Annotated in this window: 20 protein-coding genes and 2 riboswitches; of the genes, 9 read left to right on the top strand and 11 right to left on the bottom strand. The window is 61.2% G+C overall.

Features of this window, described 5'->3' with window-relative positions; genetic code table 11:
• Nucleotides 1-20: 20 nt before the first annotated feature.
• Nucleotides 21-257, bottom strand: coding sequence for a hypothetical protein (locus ACEN2T_RS15635; RefSeq protein ID WP_032885828.1), 237 nt, complete (start codon nucleotides 255-257; stop codon nucleotides 21-23).
• Between the two features lie 228 nt (nucleotides 258-485).
• Between ACEN2T_RS15635 and ACEN2T_RS15640 the strand changes: the two genes are divergently transcribed.
• The gene (locus ACEN2T_RS15640; protein WP_032885829.1) at nucleotides 486-1,043 is read left to right on the top strand and encodes an NADPH-dependent FMN reductase; all 558 of its coding nucleotides are present in this window, start codon (nucleotides 486-488) and stop codon (nucleotides 1,041-1,043) included.
• A 54-nt stretch (nucleotides 1,044-1,097) separates the two neighbouring features.
• On the opposite strand, the gene poxB is transcribed toward ACEN2T_RS15640, so the two are convergent.
• Both poxB and ACEN2T_RS15650 read right to left on the bottom strand, forming a co-directional pair.
• Nucleotides 1,098-2,822 carry a ubiquinone-dependent pyruvate dehydrogenase gene (gene poxB / locus ACEN2T_RS15645; protein WP_442116960.1) on the bottom strand — a complete coding sequence of 575 codons (1,725 nt, stop codon included), beginning with the start codon at nucleotides 2,820-2,822 and terminating at the stop codon, nucleotides 1,098-1,100.
• 78 nt (nucleotides 2,823-2,900) lie between these two features.
• The gene (locus ACEN2T_RS15650; RefSeq protein ID WP_442116961.1) at nucleotides 2,901-4,133 is read right to left on the bottom strand and encodes an NADH:flavin oxidoreductase/NADH oxidase family protein; all 1,233 of its coding nucleotides are present in this window, start codon (nucleotides 4,131-4,133) and stop codon (nucleotides 2,901-2,903) included.
• A 71-nt stretch (nucleotides 4,134-4,204) separates the two neighbouring features.
• Between ACEN2T_RS15650 and ACEN2T_RS15655 the strand changes: the two genes are divergently transcribed.
• On the top strand, nucleotides 4,205-4,609 hold the full coding sequence (locus tag ACEN2T_RS15655) for a MerR family transcriptional regulator (RefSeq protein ID WP_032885832.1): 405 nt from the start codon (nucleotides 4,205-4,207) through the stop codon (nucleotides 4,607-4,609).
• Nucleotides 4,610-4,650: 41 nt separating this feature from the next.
• Here ACEN2T_RS15655 and ACEN2T_RS15660 read toward each other — a convergent pair whose 3' ends face one another.
• On the bottom strand, nucleotides 4,651-5,145 hold the full coding sequence (locus tag ACEN2T_RS15660) for a DUF934 domain-containing protein (RefSeq protein ID WP_032885833.1): 495 nt from the start codon (nucleotides 5,143-5,145) through the stop codon (nucleotides 4,651-4,653).
• Nucleotides 5,129-6,787 carry a nitrite/sulfite reductase gene (locus ACEN2T_RS15665; RefSeq protein WP_032885834.1) on the bottom strand — a complete coding sequence of 553 codons (1,659 nt, stop codon included), beginning with the start codon at nucleotides 6,785-6,787 and terminating at the stop codon, nucleotides 5,129-5,131. The genes ACEN2T_RS15660 and ACEN2T_RS15665 overlap by 17 nt, the downstream gene beginning before the upstream one ends.
• A 422-nt stretch (nucleotides 6,788-7,209) precedes the next feature.
• Between ACEN2T_RS15665 and ACEN2T_RS15670 the strand changes: the two genes are divergently transcribed.
• Complete coding sequence (locus tag ACEN2T_RS15670; RefSeq protein WP_442116962.1) at nucleotides 7,210-8,277, top strand: ABC transporter substrate-binding protein; 1,068 nt, start codon at nucleotides 7,210-7,212, stop codon at nucleotides 8,275-8,277.
• Here the strand turns inward: ACEN2T_RS15670 and ACEN2T_RS15675 are convergent.
• Nucleotides 8,274-8,492: a DUF2970 domain-containing protein gene (locus tag ACEN2T_RS15675; protein ID WP_032885836.1), complete on the bottom strand. Its 219-nt coding sequence runs from the start codon at nucleotides 8,490-8,492 to the stop codon at nucleotides 8,274-8,276. The genes ACEN2T_RS15670 and ACEN2T_RS15675 overlap by 4 nt on opposite strands.
• A 127-nt stretch (nucleotides 8,493-8,619) precedes the next feature.
• Complete coding sequence (gene metH, locus ACEN2T_RS15680; RefSeq protein ID WP_095185926.1) at nucleotides 8,620-12,330, bottom strand: methionine synthase; 3,711 nt, start codon at nucleotides 12,328-12,330, stop codon at nucleotides 8,620-8,622.
• A gap of 166 nt (nucleotides 12,331-12,496) precedes the next feature.
• Here metH and ACEN2T_RS15685 point away from each other — a divergent pair, with 166 nt between their 5' ends.
• Both ACEN2T_RS15685 and nfuA read left to right on the top strand, forming a co-directional pair.
• Nucleotides 12,497-14,788 (top strand): fatty acid cis/trans isomerase, encoded by a 2,292-nt coding sequence (locus ACEN2T_RS15685; protein ID WP_442116963.1) that lies wholly within the window; start codon nucleotides 12,497-12,499, stop codon nucleotides 14,786-14,788.
• Nucleotides 14,789-15,717: 929 nt separating this feature from the next.
• Nucleotides 15,718-16,302: a Fe-S biogenesis protein NfuA gene (gene nfuA / locus ACEN2T_RS15690; RefSeq protein WP_032887092.1), complete on the top strand. Its 585-nt coding sequence runs from the start codon at nucleotides 15,718-15,720 to the stop codon at nucleotides 16,300-16,302.
• 247 nt (nucleotides 16,303-16,549) lie between these two features.
• Here the strand turns inward: nfuA and cobM are convergent, their stop codons facing one another.
• The 4 genes from cobM to ACEN2T_RS15710 all read right to left on the bottom strand — a co-directional run bounded on the left by cobM (nucleotide 16,550) and on the right by ACEN2T_RS15710 (nucleotide 18,660).
• Nucleotides 16,550-17,296 carry a precorrin-4 C(11)-methyltransferase gene (gene cobM / locus ACEN2T_RS15695; RefSeq protein ID WP_095185923.1) on the bottom strand — a complete coding sequence of 249 codons (747 nt, stop codon included), beginning with the start codon at nucleotides 17,294-17,296 and terminating at the stop codon, nucleotides 16,550-16,552.
• A 70-nt stretch (nucleotides 17,297-17,366) separates the two neighbouring features.
• A complete protein-coding gene (locus ACEN2T_RS15700) occupies nucleotides 17,367-17,759 on the bottom strand; it encodes a cobalamin biosynthesis protein (RefSeq protein WP_032887089.1) in 393 nt (130 codons plus the stop codon).
• Entirely contained in the window at nucleotides 17,756-18,460 is a 705-nt protein-coding gene (locus ACEN2T_RS15705) for a CbtA family protein (RefSeq protein WP_442116964.1), read from the bottom strand. The genes ACEN2T_RS15700 and ACEN2T_RS15705 overlap by 4 nt, the downstream gene beginning before the upstream one ends.
• 11 nt (nucleotides 18,461-18,471) lie before the next feature.
• Nucleotides 18,472-18,660: a CbtB domain-containing protein gene (locus tag ACEN2T_RS15710; RefSeq protein WP_012723860.1), complete on the bottom strand. Its 189-nt coding sequence runs from the start codon at nucleotides 18,658-18,660 to the stop codon at nucleotides 18,472-18,474.
• 96 nt (nucleotides 18,661-18,756) lie between these two features.
• Nucleotides 18,757-18,962, bottom strand: a riboswitch (cobalamin riboswitch).
• Nucleotides 18,963-19,003: 41 nt separating this feature from the next.
• A riboswitch (cobalamin riboswitch) is annotated at nucleotides 19,004-19,204 on the top strand.
• 93 nt (nucleotides 19,205-19,297) lie between these two features.
• On the opposite strand from ACEN2T_RS15710, the gene cobW reads away from it, so the two are divergent.
• The 4 genes from cobW to ACEN2T_RS15730 all read left to right on the top strand — a co-directional run bounded on the left by cobW (nucleotide 19,298) and on the right by ACEN2T_RS15730 (nucleotide 26,005).
• On the top strand, nucleotides 19,298-20,359 hold the full coding sequence (cobW, locus tag ACEN2T_RS15715; protein ID WP_099602913.1) for a cobalamin biosynthesis protein CobW: 1,062 nt from the start codon (nucleotides 19,298-19,300) through the stop codon (nucleotides 20,357-20,359).
• Nucleotides 20,360-20,362: 3 nt separating this feature from the next.
• Nucleotides 20,363-24,124 (top strand): cobaltochelatase subunit CobN, encoded by a 3,762-nt coding sequence (gene cobN, locus ACEN2T_RS15720; protein ID WP_099602912.1) that lies wholly within the window; start codon nucleotides 20,363-20,365, stop codon nucleotides 24,122-24,124.
• A gap of 226 nt (nucleotides 24,125-24,350) precedes the next feature.
• Nucleotides 24,351-25,349 carry an ATP-binding protein gene (locus ACEN2T_RS15725; RefSeq protein ID WP_442116965.1) on the top strand — a complete coding sequence of 333 codons (999 nt, stop codon included), beginning with the start codon at nucleotides 24,351-24,353 and terminating at the stop codon, nucleotides 25,347-25,349.
• Between the two features lie 53 nt (nucleotides 25,350-25,402).
• Entirely contained in the window at nucleotides 25,403-26,005 is a 603-nt protein-coding gene (locus ACEN2T_RS15730) for a vWA domain-containing protein (RefSeq protein ID WP_442117002.1), read from the top strand.
• Nucleotides 26,006-26,124 lie beyond the last annotated feature (119 nt).

The raw sequence follows: 26,124 nt of genomic DNA on the forward strand, positions 1-26,124 counted from the left end.
CAGGTCATCAAGGCGAGATCTTATGAAGCGAGGGTGGTTTGCGATTCGCGGACAATAATGATGCCCGACTGGATCAGTTTGAACTCATCGCCTTCCAGTTTTTCTACACGGTCGCCAATGGCCAGCTTGTAGGTTGTGGTGGGCGCCGAGCCAGCCAGGTCGCCTTGCGCCGGGTTGGATTCCTGGAACTCATGCACGGAATAAACGCGACCTTCCGCGTCTCTGGCATGGAACTGTCCGACAAGTACTGCTGCCATCTGTTTAGAACCTCTGGAGATAAACACTCGATTTGCGGTTCTGTAGACCGTAATAAAGAGGGGTAGTTTGCCTACGGAAAAAAAATACTATTCGCTGGGATTTTACGACGCTTCCTACGCAGAGAGGTGCGAGGCAAACGTCTGGAGGATTCTCAAAACCTTCTGGTGAACCTGTCGTGAAGCCTCTATAACTACAAGCTCCTTTAGTCAGACATCGGGAAAACCTCAATGAGCAAGGTCTACACGATTGCCGTCCTGGTTGGCAGCTTGAGAAAACAGTCGATCAACCGCAAGGTCGCGTTGGCATTGGCCGAACTGGCCCCAGCCAATCTGAAGTTGAACATCGTCGAAATTGGCGATTTGCCGCTCTACAACGAAGACATCGACGCTGATTCACCGCCGGCAGCCTACAGTACTTTCCGCAAACAGGTGAGTTCATCCGACGCGGTGCTGTTCGTGACCCCGGAATACAACCGCTCGGTGCCGGCCCCGTTGAAGAACGCGATTGATGTGGGTTCCCGTCCTTATGGGCAAAGCGCCTGGAGCGGCAAGCCGGGTGCGATCATCAGTGTGTCGCCTGGCGCTATCGGAGGCTTTGGCGCCAACCACCATCTGCGTCAGTCCCTGGTGTTCCTGGATGTGTGGTGCATGCAGCAGCCCGAAGCCTACCTGGGTGGGGCGGGCAGTGTGTTTGATGAGTCGGGCAAAGTGTCGGAAAAGACCAAGCCGTTTTTGCAGGCGTTTATCGATGCCTACGGCCAGTGGGTAGAAAAACAAACGGCTTGAGTTGGCAATAGCGTAAAGCGTGGGAAGGGGGTTGCCCCCTCCCACATGTTTAGATCAGCGCAGCCAGTTGGTTCGCGCCAGCTCGATTACCTCATCGCCACGCCCACTCATCACCGCCTTGAGCATGTACAAGCTAAACCCCTTGGCCTGCTCCAGCTTGATGCTCGGCGGCATCACCAGTTCCTGGGTGGCAGTCACCACGTCCACCAGCACCGGGCCATCGTGGGCCAGGGCGCGGCGCAGGGCCGGCTCCAGGTCTTCGGACTGCTCCACACGAATGCCGAGGATACCCATGGCATTGGACATCGCCGCGAAATCCGGGTTTTTCAGTTCGGTGCCCGCGTCCAGATAACCCGCCGCCTTCATCTCCATGGCGACGAACCCCAGTGACGAGTTATCAAACACGATGACTTTCACCGGCAGCTTCAGCTGCGCCAGCGAGATGAAATCCCCCATCAACATGGCGAACCCGCCATCGCCGGACATCGAAATCACTTGCCGCCCCGGGAATGCTGCCTGCGCGCCAATGGCCTGGGGCATGGCGTTGGCCATGGAGCCGTGGTTGAACGAGCCGATCAGGCGGCGTTTACCGTTCATCTTCAGGTAGCGCGCCGCCCAGACCGTGGGCGAACCGACATCGGCGGTAAAGATCGCATCATCGTCGGCCAGCTCACTGAGCAATCGCGCGACGTATTGCGGATGGATCGGCCGGTTGGCTTTTGAAGGTTGCGCAAGGTCATCGAGCCCCTGGCGGGCTTTCACGTAATGCTTCAATGAAGTCTCAAGGAAGCTGCGATCCGTCTTGCGGGTCAAGCGCGGCAGGAGGGCGTCGATGGTTTCGCCCACATCTGCGGCGATGCCCAAGTCCAAGGTAGCGCGACGACCCAATGCCTGTGGGTTGCGGTCGACCTGGATGATTTTTGCGTCCGCAGGGTAGAACTGGCGATATGGAAAGTCCGTGCCGAGCATGATCAGCGTGTCGCAGTCGAGCATGGCGTGGTAACCGGAGCTGAAGCCGATCAGGCCAGTCATGCCCACATCAAACGGGTTATCCCATTCCACATGTTCTTTGCCGCGCAGGGCGTGCACCACCGGCGCACCCAGCGTATCGGCCAGGGCCACCACTTGCGCATGGGCGCCCGCACAGCCGCTGCCACACAGCAGCGTGACTTTTTCACTGTCCTTGAGGATCTCGCTCAAGTGCAGCAGATCGGCCTCCGCAGGCAGTGTGCGTGGCGCGTGCAGGGCCGGCCACGGCTTGAGGGTGTCTTCGACTTCCAGCAGCGACACATCCCCCGGAATCACCACCACTGCTACGCCGCGATTGAGGATCGCCGAGCGCATGGCGCGGTGCAGCACTTGGGGCATCTGCGCGGGGTTGGTGACTAGCTCGATGAAGTGGCTGCATTCCTTGAACAGTTCCTGGGGATGGGTCTCCTGGAAGTAGTTCAAGCCAATTTCCGAAGACGGAATCTGCGCGGCAATCGCCAGCACTGGCACATGGTTGCGATGGCAGTCGAACAGACCATTGATCAAGTGCAGATTGCCCGGCCCGCAGCTGCCTGCGCACACCGTCAACTCGCCGGTGGCTGCTGCTTCGGCACCGGCGGCAAACGCGGCGACTTCTTCGTGGCGCACATGCATCCACTCAATGCTGTCCATGGTGCGTAAGGCGTCGGTGAGGCCGTTGAGGCTGTCGCCGGTCAGGCCCCAAATGCGCTTGATGCCCGCCTGTTCAAGGGTGGTCGCCAGTTGCTGGGCCAGGTTGATTTTCGCCATGAAGCACTCCAATCGTCAGTGAGGTTAAAAAACTGCTGATCAATAGGGGACAGCTCGATCACGGCGAATGCTCCGTCTTTAATGTGAAGATTGCGTCATGGCCGCACGGTACTGCCGAGTGCGCCGAGCGATAAACCATTGGTCACACGCCAGGGCCAGCCAGGGGATAACCTTGGGGTTGGGCAAACGACCACGGCTGAGGCGGCGCATCTGGCCGCGCACCACGGCGAGAGTAGCGAGTGAGGCCAGAGGCTTGCGCTTCCAATCGATCGGTTTGAGTTGCGGGTTGAGGTCGCGTCCTTCGCGCCAATGCTTGATCAATTGTGGTTCCAGGGTCAGGGCGGTGGCGATACCGGCCATGGCGATGCCGCTGTCCAGTACCTGCTTCACGATAGGCAGTCGGCGAATGCCACCGGTGACCATCACGGGCATGGTGGCGACGCTGGCCATTTCTGCGGCAAATTCTAGGAAATACGCCTCACGGGCCAGGGTGCGACCATCCCGCGCTTCGCCTTGCATGGCGGGCGACTCGTAGCTGCCACCGGACAATTCCAACAAGTCGATGGGCAACGGGTTGAGCATTTTGACCACCGCGCGCGCATCGGTTTCATCGAAGCCGCCACGCTGGAAATCCGCCGAGTTGAGTTTGACCGCCACGCAAAACGACGGGCTGACACTGGCGCGCACGGCGTGAATCACTTCCAGCAGCAGGCGCGCGCGATTTTCCAGCGAGCCGCCCCAACGGTCGCTGCGGTGGTTGCTCAAGGGCGAGAGAAATTGACTCAGCAAATAGCCGTGGGCGCCGTGGATCTGCACCCCGGTAAAGCCAGCTTTCTCGGCCAGGCGTGCGCTGGTTGCGAAGCGCCGGATCACGTCCTGAATATCGTCTTCGGTCATCGCTTTTGGTGTGGCGAACATCTTGGAAAAGCTGCCCAGGTCCAGCGCAATGGCCGACGGTGCAAAGGCTTGTTGCCCGAGATTGGCCATGGTCTGGCGCCCTGGATGGCTGAGCTGCATCCAGAAGTGCACGCCCTTGTTACGGGCTACATCGGCCCATTCGCGAAAGCTGTCCAGGTGCTCCTCGTTTTCCAGGGCCACGCCGCCGGGGCCGGTCATGGCGTGGCGGTCGATCATCACATTGCCGGTCAGCAGCAGGCCGGGTTCGCCATCTGCCCAGGCCTTGTACAACTGCTTCAATTCGCGGGACGGCGCTTGGTTGATATCGGCCATGTTCTCTTCCATCGCAGCCTTGGCGATGCGATTGGCGATGATTTGGCCGTTGGGCAGTTGCAGGGCTTCAAAAGGTGACATGAGTTGACTCCTGAGCGGGGGAGGGCTCAGGCTAAGCTTAAAGTTAACTTTAATGTCAAGCAGGCGTTGTGATGAATATTGGTGAGCTGGCAAAACAGAGCGGTCTGGCCGCTTCACGCATTCGTTTTTACGAGAGCGAAGGGTTGATCAGTCAGGTCGGACGCCAGTCCAACGGATACCGGCGTTATGCACCTGAGGCCTTGCAGACCCTGCAATTGATTCAGAGTGCGCAGCAGGCCGGGTTTACCTTGCAGGAACTCAAGGCGCTGATGCCTGCGCCTGGAGAGCACAAGCGCGACGAGTTGATCGAGGCCCTGGAGCGCAAAGTGGCACAGATCGAAGTGATGCAAGCGCAATTGGCCCACAGCAAAGCGCAGTTGCTGGGCGTGATCGAGGCCGTGCGGGCGCAGCCGGAAGGCGTGCCATGCTCCATGGGGCAGAAGCAGGTGCTGGCGTCGATAAAACTTCAACCATAAAAAAAGCCCTGGCATGCCAGGGCTTTTTCATGTCCGCAGACTTAACGCCGGCGAAACAGCGGCAACGGCTCATCGGTTGCAGCCTGGTACGTCACCGAGAAGTCCTTGAGGCTTTCCAATGCTTCGTACGGGTCTTTGTCTGCGCGCAGCGCGAAGGCATCGAACCCGCAACGACGCAGATAGAACAACTGGTCGCGCAGCACATCGCCGATCGCCCGCAGCTCACCTTTGTAACCATAACGGTCACGCAGCAAGCGTGCGTTGGAGTAGTTGCGACCGTCGGTGAAGGCCGGGAAATTCAGGGCGATGACCTGGAAGTGTTCCACGTCAGGACCGATCTCCTCGGCTTCTTCATCGGCGTCCAGCCACACACCGAGGCCGCCGTCGCGGGCCTTGAGCGCGTGGCCATGCTCGCGCCACAGGGCCAGCGGCACGATCAGGTCGTCGCAGTTGGAAATGCCGTCGAAGCTCGCGTCCTTGGGCAGCAGGTGCCAGGTTTCGTCGAGGACTTCGTTGTTCTTAATGATTCGCTGCATAGACGCGCTCCTTGAACAGGTCAATGCCGATGCGCTGGTAGGTGTCGATGAAACGCTCATCTTCGGTGCGCTGTTCGATGTACACATCGATCAGTTTGCCGATCACCTCGGGCATGGCTTCCTGGGCGAAGGACGGGCCGAGGATCTTGCCCAGGCTCGCATCGCGGCTGGCGCTGCCACCCAGGGACACTTGGTAGAATTCTTCGCCTTTCTTGTCCACGCCCAGGATACCGATGTGGCCGACGTGGTGGTGACCACAGGCGTTCATGCAACCGGAAATGTTCAGGTCCAGCTCGCCGATGTCGAACAGGTAGTCCAGGTCGTCGAAACGGCGCTGGATCGATTCGGCAATCGGGATCGACTTGGCGTTGGCCAGGGAGCAGAAATCGCCGCCTGGGCAGCAGATGATGTCGGTCAGCAGGCCAATGTTCGGCGTGGCGAAACCGCCTTCGCGCAGTTCGCCCCACAGGGTGAACAGTTGGCTCTGCTCCACATCCGCGAGAATGATGTTCTGCTCGTGGGAGGTGCGCAGTTGACCGAAGCTGTAACGGTCGGCCAGGTCGGCAACGGCGTCCAGCTGCTTGTCGGTGATATCACCTGGGGCAACACCGGTAGGCTTGAGCGACAGGGTTACGGCCACATAGCCCGGCTTTTTGTGCGCCAGGGTGTTGCGCGTACGCCAGCGGGCGAAGCCCGGGTGCTGCTGGTCGAGTGCGGCGAGTTCGGCGTCCTGATTGCTCAGGGCCTTGTACTCGGGGTCGACGAAGTGCTTGGCGACGCGGTGCACTTCGGCTTCGGTCAGGGTGGTCTGGCCGCCGCGCAGGTGTTCCATCTCGGCATCGACTTTCTGGGCGAATACCTCAGGGGTCAGCGCCTTGACCAGGATCTTGATCCGGGCCTTGTACTTGTTGTCACGACGGCCATAGCGGTTGTAGACACGCAGGATGGCGTCGAGGTAGCTCAACAAGTCTTGCCACGGCAGGAACTCGTTGATAAACGCGCCAACTACCGGGGTACGGCCCAGGCCGCCACCCACCAGCACACGGAAGCCCAGCTCGCCAGCGGCGTTGTAGACCGGCTCCAGGCCGATGTCGTGGACTTCGATGGCGGCGCGGTCCGAGGTCGAGCCGTTGACGGCGATCTTGAACTTGCGCGGCAGGTAGGCGAACTCGGGGTGGAAGGTAGTCCATTGACGGACGATTTCGCACCATGGGCGTGGGTCAATCAACTCATCGGCGGCAACACCGGCGAATTGGTCGGTGGTCACGTTGCGCAGGCAGTTACCGCTGGTCTGAATGGCGTGCATCTGCACGGTGGCCAGCTCGGCGAGGATGTCCGGCACATCTTCCAGCGCCGGCCAGTTGAACTGTACGTTCTGGCGGGTACTGATGTGGGCATAGCCTTTGTCGAAGTCGCGGGCAATCTTGGCCATCATGCGCATCTGGCGCGAAGTCAGTTGGCCATAGGGCACGGCCACCCGCAGCATCGGCGCAAAGCGCTGAACATAAAGGCCATTTTGCAGGCGCAGAGGGCGGAACTCTTCTTCGCTCAGTTCACCTGCTAAGTAGCGTCGGGTCTGATCACGGAACTGCTTAACGCGGTCCTCGATGATGCGCTGATCGTATTCGTCGTATACGTACATATAGGTCCTGTTCTCGGCAAATCTGCGCGCACGGCCGCGCACTCCCAACGGAGCCGGCGCACGATACCAGTTTGCGTTTATGCGCAAAAGTGATGTTTGAGTATATGCAAATAACCAAAATGACTAATGAGAACAGTTATCGCGATATCCACATTTGTCATGCGGGCAATCATCAACTTTACTGTGAGCGAGTCTTAGTGCAATCACCTATAAAACCGACAAGAGGCGATGCGATGAGCAATCCGACAAAAGCCCGTAAACCCGACAGTACCGTGGATGCGTGGGCCATTCTGTTCTTGATCATTCTGGTGGTGGGAACTGCCGTGTTTTGGGTAAGCCACCAATAAAGGTGGTTGATCGAACCTCGATTGGGTTGGGCATTGCTACTATCATGGCGGCCTATTTTCGAGGCTCAGGCATCTATGTTGAAGGTGTTGATTACGTGTGTCTGGTTGCTGGGATCGACGTATGGAGTGATGGCTCATGCAACGTCGGTGGTCTTTCTCAATCCGGGCGTGTCGACGGAAACCTTCTGGGTCAGCTACACGCAATTCATGCAGGCCGCCGCCAAGGACCTCGGCCTGGAATTGCGTGTGCGTTATGGCGAGCGTAATCCCGACAATACGCTGCTTCAGGCGCGTGAGGTGCTGCAAGGTAACCAGCGACCTGATTACCTGGTGCTGGTGAATGAGCAATACGTTGCACCGCAGATCCTGCGCATGGCCGAGGGCAGTGGCGTCAAGCTGCTGTTGGTGAACAGCGCGCTGACCCCCGACCAGATGCATTTGCTGGGAACCCGCAGTGGCATCCGTTTGATCGGCAGCCTGGTCGCTGACGATGAAGAGGCTGGCTACCTGATGCTCCGCGACTTGCTGCGCCAGCACGGACCGGTTGCGCCCGGTCAATCCCTCGACCTGTTGGCCTTTTCCGGCGTCAAGACCACGCCGGGCGCGCAATTGCGTGAGCGGGGCATGCGTCGGGCGCTGGCCGAACATCCCGAGGTGCGCCTGCGTCAGTTGGTCTACGGTGAATGGAGCTGCGAGCGCGCCTTCGAGCAAGCGACGCAACTGTTCAAGCGCTACCCGCAGACGGCGCTGGTGTGGTCGGCCAACGATCAGATGGCGCTGGGCGCCATGCAGGCGCTGCAGGCCAGCGGGCGGTTACCGGGTAAGGACGTGCTGTTCAGCGCGATCAACAGCTCGCCGGAGATTTTGCAGGCTCGACTGGACGGACGCTTGTCGTCCCTGGTCGCCGGGCATTTCACTGTCGGCGGCTGGGCCATGGTGTTGGTTCATGATGATGCCAAGGGCCTGGACATTGGCGCATACGGCGGGCGCGACCGGCAGTTGACGTTGTTCCAATTGATCGATGCCGGCCAGGCGCGGCGTTTGTTGGGGCCGACACCGTCGGTGAATTTTCGCGTGCTGTCGGCCCAGGGCAAGCCCGAGTCCTATCGCTACCCATTCAGCCTACGTCTGTTGCTGCGCTAGACGCCGGCCAGGTGCAGCACCAGCTTGACGATTCCAAACAAGGTCAAGGCAAACACCGCCGTAAACAGGATGCCCAGGATCACAAAGTGGCTGGGCTTGCCATGGGTGAAGTCGCGGGCTCGATTCTTGCCGCTCTGCACGCCAAACGCAGCGGCCACCACACTGTGGAGCATCTGCCAGAAGGTAGGGGGCTTGTAGTTGGCTGGATCGTCCATAGGTCCCTCGACACAAGGTGTGTGAGGGATAGCATAGACGATTGCCCGAGGCGGGTTCGGGGAGGCGACGCGCAGTGTCACGGGCTGCATGCCCGCGTTGAGCGTGGGCACGTTCCTCCGTCAGGGCTTAGTTGTCGTAACCCAGGTTCGGCGCCAGCCAGCGCTCGGTCACGGCCAGGTCCTGGCCCTTGCGGGCGGTGTAACTGGCGACCTGATCCTTGTCGACCTTGCCCACGGCAAAGTACTGCGCTTGCGGGTGGGCGAAGTACCAGCCGCTGACCGCCGCCGCCGGGAACATCGCGTAGTGTTCGGTAAGGAACACACCGCTGCGCCCGGCGTGCATTTCGCGGGCCTCGGGGTCGAGCAGTTGGAACAACTGGGCTTTCTCGGTGTGATCCGGGCACGCCGGGTAGCCGGGAGCAGGGCGGATACCGCTGTATTGCTCTTTGATCAGCGCCTCGTTGTCCAGTTGCTCGTCCTTGGCGTAGCCCCAGTGCTCTTTACGCACTTGCTGGTGCAGCCACTCGGCGCAGGCTTCGGCCAGACGGTCGGCCAGGGCCTTGACCATGATCGAGTTGTAATCGTCGCCGGCATCCTGGTAGGCCTTGGCCACTTCTTCGGCGCCGATGCCGGCGGTGGTGATAAAGCCACCGATGTAGTCGGTCACGCCGCTGTCTTTAGGCGCGACGAAGTCGGCCAGGGAGAAGTTCGGCTTGCCGTCGGTCTTGATGATCTGTTGGCGCAGGTGGTGCAGTTTGGCAATTGGCTGGCCGTCGTCGCCGTACACTTCAAGGTCATCGTCCTGCACCTGGTTGGTCGGCCAGAAACCAAACACCGCACGTGCGCTGATCAGCTTTTCATCAATCAGCTTCTTGAGCATTTCCTGGGCATCCGCGTACAGCGCGGTGGCGGCTTCGCCCACCACTTCATCGGTGAGGATGCGTGGGAATTTGCCGGCCAGGTCCCAGGAGATAAAGAACGGAGTCCAGTCGATGTACTCGGCCAGGACGTTGAGGTCGATATTGTCCAGCACCTTGGCACCGGTAAACGTCGGCACCACCGGTGTGTAGTTGCTCCAGTCGAACTGCGGCTTCTTGGCGATGGCCGCCGGGTAGCTCAGGCGTTCGGTGCGCGCACTGCGGTTGGAGGTGCGCTCACGCACATCGATGTATTCCAGGCGGGTCTTCTCGACGAAGCCGGCTTTCAACTCCTTGGACAGCAACTGCGTGGCCACGCCCACCGCGCGTGAGGCGTCGGTGACGTAGATCACCGCGTCGTTGCTGTACTTAGGCTCGATCTTCACCGCCGTGTGCGCCTTGGAGGTGGTCGCGCCGCCGATCATCAGGGGCAGGTGGAAGTCCTGACGCTGCATCTCGCGGGCCACATGCACCATCTCGTCCAGGGACGGCGTGATCAGGCCGGACAGCCCGATAATGTCGCACTTCTGCTCCTTGGCCACCTGCAGGATCTTCTCCGCCGGCACCATCACACCCAGGTCGACGATGTCATAACCGTTGCAACCGAGCACTACGCCGACGATGTTCTTGCCGATGTCATGCACGTCGCCCTTCACCGTGGCCATCAGGATCTTGCCCTTGGCTTCCGGCTTGTCACCTTTTTCCAGCTCGATGAACGGGATCAAGTGAGCCACGGCCTGCTTCATCACACGGGCGGATTTCACCACCTGGGGTAGGAACATTTTGCCCGCACCGAACAGGTCGCCGACGATGTTCATGCCGGACATCAGCGGGCCTTCGATCACTTCGATCGGGCGCGCGAACGACTGCCGGGATTCCTCGGTGTCTTCAACAATGTGGGTGGTGATGCCCTTGACCAGCGCGTGTTCCAGGCGCTTGTTCACCGGCCAACCGCGCCATTCCTCGGTCTCGGCCTCTTTTACGCTGCCGTCGCCCTTGTATTTGTCGGCGATGGCGAGGAGGGCGTCGGTGCCTTCCGGGGTGCGGTTGAGGACTACATCTTCAACGGCTTCGCGCAGCTCGGCCGGGATCTGGTCGTAGATCTCCAACTGGCCGGCGTTGACGATACCCATGGTCAGGCCGTTGCGGATCGCATACAGCAGGAACACCGAGTGGATCGCTTCGCGCACCGGGTTGTTGCCACGGAACGAGAACGACACGTTGGACACGCCGCCGGAGGTCAGCGCATACGGCAGCTCGTCGCGGATGTAGGCACAGGCGTTGATGAAATCGACGGCATAGTTGTTGTGCTCTTCGATACCGGTGGCGACCGCAAAAATGTTCGGGTCGAAGATGATGTCTTCCGGCGGGAAGCCGACCTCATTCACCAGGATGTCGTAGGAGCGTTTGCAGATTTCTTTCTTGCGCGCTTCGGTGTCGGCCTGGCCCGCTTCGTCGAAAGCCATCACCACCACGGCGGCGCCGTAGCGCTTGCACAGCTTGGCGTGGTGAATGAACTGCTCGACGCCTTCCTTCATGCTGATGGAGTTGACGATGCCCTTGCCCTGGATGCACTTGAGGCCGGCTTCGATCACTTCCCACTTGGAGGAGTCGATCATGATCGGTACGCGGGAGATGTCCGGCTCGCCGGCGATCAGGTTGAGGAAGGTCACCATGGCCTTCTTCGAATCCAGCATGCCTTCGTCCATGTTGATGTCGATCACCTGGGCGCCGGCTTCCACCTGCTGCAGGGCGACTTCCAGGGCTTCGGTGTAGTTGTCTTCGCGGATCAAGCGGGCAAAGCGTGCGGAGCCGGTGATGTTGGTGCGTTCGCCGACGTTGACGAACAGCGAGCTGCGATCAATGGTGAATGGCTCCAGGCCCGACAAGCGGCAGGCCTTGGGAATATCCGGGATCGGGCGCGGCGCATAACCGGCCACGGCCTTGGCGATGGCTTCAATATGACCAGGCGTAGTGCCGCAGCAGCCGCCGACGATATTGAGGAAGCCGCTCTGGGCAAACTCTTCGATGACTTTGGCGGTTTCCGAAGGCAGCTCGTCGTACTCGCCGAATTCGTTGGGCAGGCCGGCGTTCGGGTGTGCCGACACATGGGTGTTGGCCTTGTTGGACAACTCTTCCAGGTACGGGCGCAGCTCGCTGGCACCCAGGGCGCAGTTCAGGCCCACGGAAATCGGCTTGGCGTGGGCGACCGAGTTCCAGAATGCTTCGGTGGTCTGGCCCGAGAGGGTACGGCCGGAGGCGTCGGTGATGGTGCCGGAGATCATGATCGGCAATTCGATGCCGAGCTCTTCGAACACACCCTGCACGGCGAAGATCGCGGCCTTGGCGTTGAGGGTGTCAAAGATGGTTTCGATCAGGATCAGGTCCGCACCGCCTTCGATCAGGCCTTTGGTGGCCTCGGTGTAGTTTTCCACCAGTTCATCGAAGGTCACGTTGCGGTAGCCGGGGTTGTTCACGTCGGGCGACAGCGAGCAGGTACGGCTGGTCGGGCCCAGGACGCCGGCAACGAAGCGTGGCTTGTCCGGGTTCTCGGCGGTCTTGGCGTCCGCGATCTTGCGCGCCAGGCGTGCGCCTTCGACGTTCAGTTCATAGGCCAGCTCTTCCATGCCGTAATCGGCCATGGAAATGCGCGTGGCGTTGAATGTGTTGGTTTCGAGGATGTCGGCGCCGGCATCCAGGTAGGCCTTCTCGATGCCGCCAATCACGTCCGGGCGGGTAATCACCAACAGGTCGTTGTTACCCTTGACGTCGCTCGGCCAGTCGGCAAAGCGTTTGCCACGGTAGTCGTGCTCTTCCAGTTTATAGCTCTGGATCATCGTGCCCATGCCGCCGTCGAGGATCAGGATGCGTTCCTTGAGGGCGTGGTGGAGGGCTTGCAGACGAGCGCTACGATCGGACATGGGACTACTCTGGTCAGGCATTACGGAGGGCGTGGATCATAGCAAACCTGTGCGGATTTGCGGCATGTCCGGCTTTTGCATGAATATCGCTCACGTTGTGAGGTGCGATGGCCCGGTAGAATCACCGGCAATTTTTCAGCGCACGCATTGAATCGGGACCGGATACATGTCACTTCGTCTTATCGTCAGCGCCGTCCTGGCATTGATTGCCAGTACTGCCCAGGCAGAAGGTCCCGCCCCGGCGATCTCCTACACCCGCGACATCCAACCGATTTTCACCGAGAAGTGCGTGGCCTGCCATGCCTGCTATGACTCCGCCTGCCAGCTCAACCTGGGCAGTGCCGAGGGCGCCGCCCGAGGCGCGAGCAAAGTGCCTGTGTACGACGGCGAGCGCAGCCAGGCTGCGCCGACTACGCGTTTGTTCTATGACGCATTCGGCAAGCAAGCCTGGCAGCAGAAGGGCTTCTATTCGGTGCTGGACGCCCAGGGCAGCCAGGCCGCGTTGATGGCACGCATGCTGGAACTGGGGCATAACGCGCCGCTGCAGCCCAACGCCAAGCTGCCGGACGACATTGTGCTGGGCCTGAACCGCGAAAACATGTGCGCCACCCCCGGCGAATTCAATGCCTACGCAGGCAGTCATCCTAAGGAAGGCATGCCATTGGCGGTCACCGGCCTGACCGACCAGCAATACCAGACGCTGCAGCGCTGGCTGGCGTCCGGCGCGCCGATCGATGAGCAGGGCCTGGCACCGAGTGCCAAGGAAGCCTTGCAGGTGCAGCAGTGGGAAAACCTGCTCAACCAGCCCGGCGCCCGAGAAAGCCTGGTGGCCCGCTGGTTGTTCGAGCACTTGTTCCTAGCCCATATCTATTTCGAGAACGGCGAGCCGGGGCATTTCTTCCAGTGGGTGCGCTCGCGCACGCCGAGTGGGCAGCCCATCGACCTGATCAGCACCCGTCGCCCCAATGACGATCCGGGCACGCGGGTGTACTACCGCCTGTGGCCGGTGCAGGGCGTGATCGTGCACAAGACTCACATTACCTATCCGTTCAGCGCTGCCAAAATGGCGCGGATCAAAGCGCTGTTTTACACCGGCGATTGGCAGGTCAGCGCCTTGCCGGGTTACGGTCCTGGACGTCGCGCCAATCCGTTCGACACCTTCGAGGCAATCCCCGCCAAGGCGCGCTACCAGTTCATGCTGGATAACGCCGAGTACTTTGTACGCACCTTTATTCGTGGGCCGGTGTGCCGTGGGCAGATCGCCACGGATGTGATCCGCGACAACTTCTGGGCCCTGTTCCAGGACCCGGACCACGACCTGTACATCACCGATGCACGTTATCGCGGACAGGCCACGCCGTTGCTCGCCATGCCGGGGCAGAACGATGATGTAGGCAGCGTGTTGAGCCTGTGGCTGGCCTATCGCGACAAGCGCAACCAGTACGAAGCGCTGCGCCGGGACAGTTATGCCGATTTGCCGCCACCCAGTTGGTCGAGCCTGTGGGCGGGCAATGACAACGCCTTGCTGAGTATCTTCCGCCACTTTGACAGTGCATCGGTCAACAAAGGCCTGATCGGCGAAGTGCCTCAGACGATGTGGCTGTTCGACTATCCGTTGCTGGAACGGACCTATTACCAGTTGGCGGTGAATTTCGATGTGTTTGGCAATGTCTCGCACCAGGCCCAGACTCGCCTTTACTTCGACTTGATCCGTAACGGTGCCGAGCAGAACTTCCTGCGCCTGATGCCGGCGGACTCTCGTGAAGACTTTATGGACGACTGGTACCAGAACAGCGGCAAGATCAAGCTGTGGCTGGATTACGAAGCCATTGATGACGATAAGCCTACAGGCTTGCACCTCAATGAACAGGATCCCAAGCGGGACTTTGCCAACCAGTTGATTGCCCGTTACGGCGATCTGAATGCGAGCCCGGACCCGATCAATCGCTGTTCTGGTGCTTATTGTTCGCGTGACGGTATTGAGCCTGCCTTGCAGGATGCTGAGCAGGCGCTTAGCCGGCTGACCTTGCGTCCGGCGGCTGGTCTTAAGGTGATAGATCAGTTGCCTGAGGCGACGATGTTGCGTGTTGAGACTGCCCGTGGGACGCGTGTGGTTTACAGCCTGCTGCGTAATAGGGCTCACAGTAATGTGGCGTTTTTGCTGGGTGAGGCGTACCGCTATCAGCCGGGGCTGGATACGGTGACTGTTTACCCTGGGGTGCTCAGTAGTTATCCGAACTTCATGTTCAATATTCCGGCGCAGGAAGTGCCTGTTTTTGTGGCGCAGATGGAGCAGGTCAAGGATGTCGCGCAGTTTGAGAAGATTGTGGATCGTTGGGGGGTGAGGCGTAGTCATCCGCTGTTTTGGCAGTATTTCCACGACTTGTCTGAGTATGTTCGGGAAACTACGCCGGTTGAGGCGGGGGTCCTGGATATGAATCGGTATGAGAATTTGTGAGTGATTGGGGGGGGGGGCGGGCATATCCGTTATTTAGGTCACGGCGGCTATGGGTTCCGCTCTTACAGCGGGTCACTTTTTGAAGAGCGCAAAAAGTAACCAAAAACGCTTCGCCCCAACACTCGGCACCTCGCCTAGGCTCGGTGTGCCCTCACTCCGGCTTGAATCCGTGGGCCGCCGCGATGGGCCATCCATGGCCCAGCGCGGCTAACCCGGCGTCCTGCCGGGTTACCCACGGATTCAAGCCTGCGTTCGGCCAGCGTGTTTGACGGGGCGCCCAAGATCACAATCAAAAGCGCAGATCAAAAGACCGCTGACTTCGTCAGCGAAAAGGATGTAAGGGCCAAATCAAAAGCACAGCAAAAGCAGGGCAAAAGCAGGGCAAAAGCAGAGCAAAAGCAGGGCAAAAGCAGAGCAAAAGCAGGGCAAAAGCAGAGCAAAAGCAGGCTGATACCTATCTGATACATGGAGATCAAAATGTGGGAGGGGGCTTGCTCCCGATGGCGGTGTGTCAGCGAAAAGATCTGTAACTGACCCACTGCCATCGGGAGCAAGCCCCCTCCCACATTTTTACCCGAGTACACCAGACAAAAATCCAGTCGGCTCTAAAGCCGTCGCGCTCTAGCTTTTGATCTGAAAACGCCCCCCAAAATCAATCTCGGATTACGGCCATGCCGCGCCTAGGCGAGGCACCGAGTGGTGGGGCAAGAGCCTTTTGGTTACTTTTGGCGGGGCCGGCATTCTGGCTCTTTTCAAAAGTGACCCGCCGTCAGGTCGGAACCAATTGTAGCCGCCACCTAAATAACGGATATACACCCCACATCCACACCACCACCCCGAAACCAAAGCCTAACCCGACAAAAACACTAGGACTTTGTACCTCCGTAATAATTTGGCGTAAACTCCGGGCAAGCCTGTGAGGAGTTTCCATGACTGCCATAACCATTACCGACGCCGCCCACGATTATCTGGCTGACCTGCTGTCCAAGCAGAACACCCCAGGCATCGGCATCCGCGTCTTTATCACCCAGCCCGGCACCCAGTACGCCGAGACCTGTATTGCTTACTGCAAACCCGGTGAAGAGAAACCTGAAGACACCGCCCTGGGGCTCAAAAGCTTCACCGCGTACATCGACCACTTCAGCGAAGCCTTCCTGGACGACGCGGTGGTGGACTATGCCACCGACCGTATGGGCGGCCAGTTGACCATCAAGGCGCCGAACGCCAAGGTGCCGAGCGTCAACGCCGACAGCCCGGTCAACGAGCGCATCAACTACTACCTGCAAACCGAGATCAACCCAGGGCTGGCCAGCCACGGCGGCCAGGTCAGCCTAATCGACGTGGTCGATGACGGTATCGCCGTGCTGAAGTTCGGCGGCGGCTGCCAGGGCTGCGGCCAGGCGGACGTGACCCTGCGTGAAGGCATCGAGCGCACCCTGCTGGAGCGCGTTCCGGAGCTCAAGGGCGTCCGTGACGTGACGGACCACACGCAGAAAGAAAACGCCTACTACTGAGTAAGGCGTTCACTGCGAACAGAAAAACGGCGCCCCGTGAGCGCCGTTTTTTTGCTTTAAATTCAGAATCTTACGCAATAAACCTAACAACTAAGATTAACTGTGGGAGGGGGCTTGCTCCCGATAGCGGTAGCTCAGTTGCCATATTAGAAGCTGACCCACCGCTATCGGGAGCAAGCCTCTCCCAAATTTATCTGTATTTATTGATATTTATCAGTGGCTTATAGGGTTTTTGTGAAGTGAAAAATCAAGGTCGATAAAGGTGCGCATGCCCCGCCCGATACAGCGACGACTCACTGAAACTGTCACTCGCCAGCACCCGGCCCACCACAATCAACGCCGTACGCCGAAAACCTTTGGACGCGACTTTCTCGGCGATATCACTAAGGGTGCCCACTACCCAATCCTGATCCGGCCAAGTCGCGCGATGCACCACGGCGATCGGGCAATCCGCGCCATAGTGCGGCAGCAGTTCGGCGACGATTTTCTCCAGATGATTCACCCCCAGATGAATGGCCATGGTCGTACCGTGCTGCGCCAGGCTGTCGAAACCCTCACCGGCGGGCATGCTGGTTTTATCGGCATAACGGGTCAGGATCACGCTTTGGGCGATGTCTGGCAGGGTCAGTTCCGTCTCCAGTAACGCTGCGCAGGCCGCTACGGCGGTGACGCCAGGAATGATCTGGAATGGAATGCCCAATTCCCGCAAAAGGCGGATCTGCTCGCCGATCGCTCCGTAAAGGCTCGGATCCCCGGAGTGCACGCGCGCCACGTCCTGGCCTTTGGCGTGTGCGGTCTTGATCAAGTCGATGATCTGTTCAAGGTGCAGTTCGGCGCTGTTGACCACGTGTTCTGCCTGATGACCTTCCAATACCGCCGCAGGCACCAGCGAACCGGCATAAATGATCACCGGGCAACTACGGATCAGCCGCTGGCCTTTGACGGTAATCAATTCCGGGTCGCCGGGGCCGGCGCCGATGAAGTAGACGGTCATGGAGAATTCCTGTCAAAAAACGGGCGAGCATGAAGATTGCTCATGATCGGGGAGGGCGATTATCGGGGTTTTAACCGGCGCAGGCCAACGCAAAGGTGGCTTGGGCGGTTTTTTTGCGGGTGATGAGCAACTGGGCAGGCGCGCCGCCGAGCTGTTCAACAAGGGCCAGGGCGGCACTTTCTGCGATGCCGTAACACCCCGTGTGGGCGAACGCGACGTCGGACTTGTGGCTTAGCCGGTGTTCATAAATCGCCAGTTGCTCGGCGTTGAAGCACTCCAGCGGCAGGTTCAAGTGCCGTGCCAGAGCCAGTAAGCCTGGCTCGTCGTGTTTGCGGTCGATACTGGCCAGCGCGGTGATGCATTGGGGATCAATCCCTGCCTCAGCGAGGGCGGTATCAAACAGCGCCAGCAGGGTGTGAACTTCACAACCCCGCTGGCAACCCAGGCCGACCACGTAGGTCATGCCGAGTATTGATCGTCGCGTTTGCGGCGGAACAGCCAGGTGCTGATCAGGCCCAGGGCCAGCCAGAACGCCACGTTGGTCAGTTGCGAAGCGATTTTGAACTGCGTTTCCAGGGCTTGCGGCACGAGCATTGCGTGCACTTCCGGTTGCGGCGCGCCAATGACGTGCGGTACCGCGAGGATGGCAGCGCCCAGCACTTTCAGCAGCCAGTTGCGCCCGAACACGATCAGCGCAATCCCGGCAGCGGTGGAGGCCGCAGTGCCGATCCACCACGTCTGGCGCAGTGCCAGATCAGCGGCGGCGGTGCCCGGCAACTCGGGTGGCAGGCCCATCGTCGGCGCCAGCACGAAGGTTGCGTAACCGGCCAGGCCCCACAGCAGGCCCTGCGCCGTGCGGGTGGGGGCGCGCAATGTGTAGAGGCCGGCCAGCATCAGTGCAAAACCAACCGCCACCACCAAGTTGCCACCGGTGGTCGACAGCACGCGCTGCCAGCCATCTTCAGGCTCCCAGGCTTCGGCATCGTGGGTGTGGGCAGCAGCGCCGGCAGCGTGCTCATGCACCACTTCGGTTGCCGCCGGGGCTTTTTCAAAGGTTTCCGCCTGAAGAATCAGCGGGGCGACCCAAAAGCTTTGCAGCAGGGTCAGCAGCAGCGCGGCCAACAGGCCGGTGAAACCTGCGGTTTGCGCAATACGCTTGATCATGTAGGCAGGTCTCAGTGGCACGGAAACGCGGCGCTGTGGCGGGTATCGTGGGCAGCGTTGTGCACCGCCTCGATATGCGAGAAACCGGCGAAATACACCAGACACGCGCCGAGGATCGACGCGCCGATGGCGGCGGTCAGGCGTTGGCTCAAGGTAGAGGTGCTGCTGGCGGAGTGCGAAGTGCTGCTGATGATTGACATGGCGCGTCCCTTTCAGGTGTCTGGATGAAACGAGCGCATGAAAACCCCGCGAGCCAGGCACGCAGAGTTCCGAACAGCGCCCGCCCACCGCGGGTTTGTTATCTGATTTTTCGGGCCGGTCTCCGGGCTTGCGAGGGACACTGGGTCTATAAAGCATCGCCTTCCCATGCCTTACAGGCACAGTGGATCTGACGCTTCACTCGCTTACCGTTGCGGGGGCAGCACCGGACTGGTCATGGCAGGCATGATTTACCGGTTTCCCGTTTCACCCTGTGAAGGGCACCCGAAACAAGGCATGTAGGAAAGCATGCAGAGCGACGGTAGTCAAATTCACCGAGCCCCTGTAGCCTTGCACCTTCGAGGTTCTTCGGCCCAGGCCGAAGCTAAGAAGGGAACGCGGTTCAATCCGCGGCTGCCCCCGCAACTGTGAAGGGTTCATCCGACTGCCACGCCACTGCCATCACCGGCGGGAAGGCGCAGCCGGCGCCGGTCTAACGACCCGCAAGCCCTAAGCCAGGAGACCTGCCTCGCAACCGATTTTCTAATTCAACCGGGCGGGGTGATCCGGTGACGAAATCCGCTTCTGCGCCGCGCCGCAGGGCCTATCGTCCCGTATGCCCGCCCCCAAGGGCATCCGATGAAAACACTGGCCAAACTCCCCGTCACCATCGTTACCGGCTTCCTCGGCTCGGGCAAAACCACCTTGCTGCGCCATATGCTCGACAACGCCCAGGGCCGTCGCATCGCCGTCATCGTCAATGAGTTCGGCGAGTTGGGCATTGATGGTGAAATCCTCAAGCAGTGCTCCATCGGTTGCACCGAAGAAGAAGCCAATGGCCGCGTGTACGAACTGGCCAACGGCTGCCTGTGCTGCACCGTGCAGGAAGAGTTCTTCCCGGTGATGCGCGAACTGGTCGCCCGTCGCGGCGACCTCGACCATATCCTCATCGAAACCTCGGGCCTGGCCCTGCCAAAACCGCTGGTGCAAGCCTTCCAGTGGCCGGAAATCCGCAGCGCCTGCACGGTTGACGCGGTGATCACCGTGGTCGACAGCCCGGCCGTGGCCGCCGGTACTTTTGCTGCGTTCCCCGATCAAGTGGACGCCCAGCGCAAACTCGACCCGAACCTGGACCATGAGTCGCCACTGCACGAGCTGTTCGCCGACCAATTGGCCAGCGCGGACCTGGTCATCCTCAACAAGGCCGATCTGATCAGCTCGGAAGACCTGGCCCGTGTGCGCCTGGAAGTCGCCGAAGAGCTGCCGCCAGCCGTCAAAATCATCGAGGCCAGCAGCGGTCGCGTGCCCCTGGACGTGTTGATTGGCCTGGGTGCCGGCTCCGAAGAGCATATCGACGGTCGTCATAGTCATCACGATCATCACCACGAAGGTGAAGACGATCACGACCACGATGCGTTTGATTCCATCTCCATCGACCTGCCCCAGGCCGACGAAGCGCTGCTGCTCGACGCATTGACTCAACTGGTCGTGCAACACGGCATCTTGCGTGTCAAAGGCTTCGCCGCGATCCCGAACAAGCCGATGCGCCTGTTGATCCAGGGCGTGGGCACCCGCTTTGACAAACACTTCGACCGCGCCTGGGGTGCTGACGAAGCACGCATCACGCGCCTGGTGCTGATCGGCCAGGACCTGGATGCGGTCGGCCTCGAAGCGCAACTGCGCGCCGCGCTCAGCGTTTAATCCATGCACCTGCTCAGGACTCAGCCCGGTGGTTTTGTCGCGGACGACAATATTGCCGACCTTGGACAAACCCCCGCCGAGCTGGTGATCCTGTGCAGCGGTGATTCCAGCCTGGCGCTGCTGGCCGAAGCGGCCCAGCAGTTGCCGGATGACTACCCGAGCCTGCGCCTGGCCAACCCGATGCAGGTGCAGAACCACGCTTCGGTCGACCTGTATGTCGATGAGGTGCTGCGCCACGCGAAGGTCATCCTGATTTCCCTGCACGGTGGCATCGGTTATTGGCGCTACGGCATCGAGCGCTTGGTGGAGTTGGCCGAGCGCGGTGTGCAGCTGATCCTGGTGCCGGGGGATGATCGCCCGGACCCGGAACTCAGCGGTCTCAGTACCGTCGGCGTCGAGGCGCGGGATCGCTTGTGGCAGTTTCTGCGCCAGGGCGGGCTTGGCAACGCGCTGGACTTTTATCGCTGCCTGGCCAGCGGCTATATGGGCCGCGACTACTCGTGGGCCGAGCCGCAAGCCTTGCCGCGTACGGCGATTTATCATCCCGGCAAAGCCAATGCTCGCCTGAGCGACTGGCAGGCAGATTGGCACGCCGACCATCCCGTGGCGGCGGTGCTGTTCTATCGCTCCCATTTGCAGGCGGCCAATACCGGTTTTATCGATGTGTTCTGCCAGCGCTTGCAGGCGGCGGGCCTCAACCCGTTGCCGATGGCGGTGGCCAGTTTGAAAGAGCCCGGCTGCCTCGCGGTGGTCGAGGATTTGCTGGATGAAGTGCAGGCATCGGTGATTCTGAATACCACCGGTTTTGCCCAATCCAGCCCCGAAGCCCCGCATTTGCGGCCATTTCGCCGCAACATTCCGGTGATCCAGGCGATTTGCGCCCAGGACAACCAGCCCGGCTGGGAGGCCAGTGAACAAGGCCTGGGTCCGCGCGACCTGGCGATGCACATTGCCTTGCCGGAGCTGGACGGCCGCATTATCAGCCGGCCGATCAGCTTCAAAGACCTGGCCTGGCGCAGCGAACGCAGCCAGTCGGACGTGGTGTGCTACCGCGCAGCGCCCGAGCGTATGGATTTTGTCGCCGAGCTGGCGCGCCGTTGGGTCGAACTGGCGCGTGTGCCGAATGCGGACAAACGCATCGCGCTGATCCTTGCCAACTACCCGACCCGCGATGGCCGCATCGGCAACGGCGTGGGCTTGGACACCCCAGCGGCGGCGCTGAATATCCTGCGTGCGTTGCAAGCTGAAGGTTACCCGGTGCCAGCGGCACTGCCGGAAAGCGGCACCGCCTTGATCCACGACTTGTTGGGTGGCGTCACCAACGATCTGGACAGCCTCGACCTGCGCCCGTGCCATCAAAGCCTGGGCCTGGATGAGTACGAGGCGATGTTCAAGCGCCTGCCTGAAGCCAACCAGCGCGCCGTGCTGGAGCGCTGGGGCACGCCCCATAACGATCCGATGTTCCGCGATGGCCGCCTGATGGTCGCCGGCCTACGCCTGGGCCTGACGTTCGTCGGCATCCAGCCGGCGCGGGGTTACCAGGTGGACGCCAGTGCGGTGTACCACGACCCGGACCTGGTGCCGCCCCACGGCTATCTGGCGTTCTATTTCTGGTTACGCCACACCTATGGCGCCCATGGCGTCATCCATGTAGGCAAGCACGGTAATCTGGAATGGCTGCCGGGCAAGGGCGTGGGCCTGTCGGAACACTGCTGGCCTGACGCAATACTGGGGCCGCTGCCGAATATCTACCCCTTTATCGTCAACGACCCGGGCGAGGGCGCCCAGGCCAAGCGGCGCACCCAGGCAGTGATCATCGATCACCTGATGCCGCCGCTGACCCGCGCCGAAACCTACGGCCCGCTGCGTGACCTGGAGCTGTTGGCGGACGAGTATTACGAGGCCCAACTGCTCGACCCACGCCGTGCCCGTGAGCTGCAAAAAGACATCCTTAAGCTGGTGCGCGAAACCCGTATCGACCAGGAGCTTGAACTGGATGGCGACGCCGATGCGGCGATTTGGCTGCCGCGCCTGGACACCTACCTGTGTGATTTGAAGGAATCGCAGATCCGCGACGGCCTGCATATCTTCGGTGAATCGCCGCAAGGCCGTTTGCGCATTGATACGTTGCTGGCCTTGCTGCGCATCCCCCGAGGCGATGGCCGTGGCCCGCAATCGAGTTTGCTGCGCGTGTTGGCCAAGGCCTTTGGGCTGGGCTTCGACCCGCTGGACTGCGCCCTGGCCGAACCGTGGACTGGGCGCCGCCCGGCGGTGTTGCAGAGCATCGATGCGCAGGTGTGGCGCACCGCCGGCGACACCCGCGAGCGTCTGGAGTTGTACGCGGCGCGGCTGATCGAGCAGGCGTTGGAAGGTCCCCTTGAACAGTTGGAAGAACCCGGCTGGGAAGACGTGAAAGCGGTTATCGAAAGCCTGCGCATCGTCGTGGCACCACGCCTGGATGCCTGCGGCCCGGCGGAAATGCGCGGTTTGCTGGACGCCCTCGACGGCCGTTTCGTGCCGGCAGGTCCGAGCGGCGCGCCGAGTCGTGGGCGCTTGGATGTACTGCCCACCGGGCGCAATTTCTTCACCGTCGATGTGCGCAACCTGCCCACCACCACGGCTTGGCGCATCGGCTTCCAGTCGGCCAGCTTGCTTCTTGAGCGGCATTTGCAGGACCACGGCGATCATTTGCGCCAGTTGGGCCTGTCGGTCTGGGGCACCGCGACCATGCGCACCGGCGGCGATGATATCGCCCAGGCCATGGCGCTGATGGGCGTGCGCCCGGTGTGGGCCACGGGCAGCCAGCGGGTGGATGACTTTGAAATCCTGCCGGTCAGCCTGCTGGACCGCCCGCGTGTGGATGTGACGCTGCGGGTGTCCGGGTTTTTCCGCGATGCCTTCGCCAACCTGATCCGCTTGTTTGACGCGGCGGTGCAGGCGGTGGCGGCGTTGGACGAACCGGACGACATGAACCCACTGGCCGCCAAGGTGCGCAGCGAACGAGCGGCGTTGCTGGCGTCTGGCCTGGATGAAGAGGCCGCGGCGAAACAGGCCGGCTGGCGCATTTTTGGCGCCAAGCCCGGTGCCTATGGCGCAGGCGTGCAGGGCGCGATCGATGGCCGCCTGTGGCAAAGCCGCGAGGACTTGGCCGAGGTCTACTTGAACTGGGGCGGCTACGCCTATGGCGGCGCCGACGAAGGCACCGCCGCCCGCGAGCAGTTCGCCCAGCGCCTGAGCCAGGTGCAGGCCGTGCTGCAAAACCAGGACAACCGCGAGCACGACCTGCTCGACTCCAACGATTACTACCAATTCCAGGGCGGCATGCTCGCCGCCGTGGAAACCCTGAGCGGCGATAAGGCTGCCAGCTATCACGGTGATCACAGCCAGCCGGACTTGCCGAAGATCCGCACCTTGAAGGAAGAGCTGAACCGGGTGATCCGTGCCCGCGCTGCCAACCCCAAGTGGATCGATGGGGTGAAGCGTCATGGCTATAAAGGTGCGTTTGAGATGGCCGCGACCGTGGACAATCTGTTCGCCTTCGACGCCACCACGGCGCTGATCGACGATCATCAATACGCCTTGCTCGCCGACGCCTACCTGCTCGACCCCGACACCCGCGCGTTTGTGCAGCAGCACAACCCCGCGGCATTGCGGGACATGACCGAGCGCATGCTGGAGGCGCAACAGCGTGGCCTTTGGCAAGAGCCAGGGGCGTACCGTGAAGCGTTGGAAAATCTGTTGCTGGATATAGAAGAAGGCAGTTAGAGCGCGAGATGGGCCGTTGTGGCGGGCGGTGCTGTTGTGGTGAGCGGGCTTGCCCCCGCGTTGGGCTGCGAAGCGGCCCCAAAACATAGCCCCGGAGCTGCCTGGCAGACTGCGGCGCTTCTATTGGGGCTGCTTCGCAGCCCAACGCGGGGCAAGCCCGCTCGCCACAAGAAGCGGGCTCGTGACAGGGTGATTACGTGTACAGCAGAATTTAAAGAGAGACCGGATGACCGATATTCCCCATTTCCCGCTGTCCGCCGTGGTCGGCGCCGACGACCTGAAACTGGCGCTGTGCCTGACCGCCATCGACCCGAAGATCGGCGGTGTGCTGATCGAAGGCCCGCGTGGCATGGCCAAGTCCACACTGGCCCGTGGCCTGGCGGACCTGCTTGCGAGCGGTCAATTCGTCACCTTGCCGTTGGGTGCGACCGAGGAGCGCCTGGTCGGTACCCTGGACCTCGACGCTGCGCTGGGCGAGGGCCGCGCGCAGTTTTCCCCCGGCGTATTGGCCAAGGCCGATGGCGGCGTGTTGTATGTCGATGAAGTCAACTTGCTGGCCGACCACTTAGTGGACCTGTTGCTGGACGTGGCGGCCAGCGGCACCAATCTGATCGAGCGTGACGGCATCTCCCATCGCCATAGCGCGCGTTTTGTGTTGATCGGCACGATGAACCCGGAAGAGGGTGAGTTGCGTCCGCAGTTACTCGACCGTTTCGGTTTTAACGTGGCCTTGAGTGGGCAGACCTTGCCAGCCGAGCGTGGCCAGATCATTCGCCGTCGCCTGGATTTCGACAGCGATCCTGTCGCGTTCTGCGCCCAGTGGGCCGAGCCCCAGGCGGCCCTGCGCGAGCGTTGCACCCAGGCTCGGGCGCGGCTCGACAGTATCGCGCTGGATGACCAGGCCTTGGCGCAGATTACCGAGCGTTGCTTTGCTGCGGGCGTCGACGGCTTGCGCGCGGACTTGGTCTGGCTGCGCGGCGCCAGGGCCCATGCGGCGTGGCGCGGCGCTGATGAAATTGCCGAGGAGGATATTGAAGCAGTGGCTGAGTTTGCCCTGCGCCACCGTCGCCAGGAACAGTCGCCGCCCGCCAGTCCACCGCCTGAGGGCCAGTCGCCCAATTCCAGCGAGGCTTCGCCGGGTCAAGGCCAGTGGGGTGACATGCCCGCGCCGCCGCTGCCCACCGGCGCACGTCGCGAAGTACCCAGCTGGCCAAAAAAGCCCTAGGCATTCGCCCCCGACCTGACGCGGGGGCGGATGCCCGGCCCAAGGCAGGGCGACTGGACAGAGGCAGGCAGGGCAAGGCGCGCAGCGCGCAACAGGGTTCGATCAACTGGCCGGGCACCTTGCTTGGCGGCCGACCGCAATCCCGTGAGGATTTGCTGTTTCACCTGCGCAGCCGTTCTGCCCAGCAATTGTGGCTGGTGATTGTCGACGCATCGGCCTCTACTCGGCGCCATCACGCGTTGACCGATGCCAAGGGCTTGCTGGCCCAGTTGTTTGATGACGCGTACCGACAACGGGCGCGCATGGCATTGCTGACCGCCAGCGGGCAGGCGCCCAAATGGCAGGTGCAGGGCTTGAAGGCCGCGAAAGGCTTGGCAGGCTGGCTGGATCAGCTCGGCGCGGGCGGTGGCACCCCATTGCTGGCCGCACTGACCGAGGCCGGGCAGTGGCTGACGGCTCGGCGCAGGCGTTATCCGGCTGAGGACCAGCGTTTATTGGTGATCACCGATGGACGCCTCAAGGACATCGCCGCGTTGCCGTCGTTGGAGTGTTCAGGGTTGCTGGTGGATATCGAGCGCGGGCCAATCAGGCTGGGCCGGGCCGAGGCGCTGGCGGCCGGGTTGCAGTTGGATTATCGGCATATCGATAATTTGTAGTGGCGGTGTCGCCGCTATCGGGGGCAAGCCGCCTCCCACATTTGACCGAGTACACCCTTTTGGAGTGCGGTCAGTGGTGAGAGGGGGCTTGCCCCCGATGAGGCACTCACAGACACCAC

Source organism: Pseudomonas sp. W22_MBD1_FP4 (genome assembly GCF_052113765.1).
Classification (GTDB): domain Bacteria; phylum Pseudomonadota; class Gammaproteobacteria; order Pseudomonadales; family Pseudomonadaceae; genus Aquipseudomonas; species Aquipseudomonas sivasensis.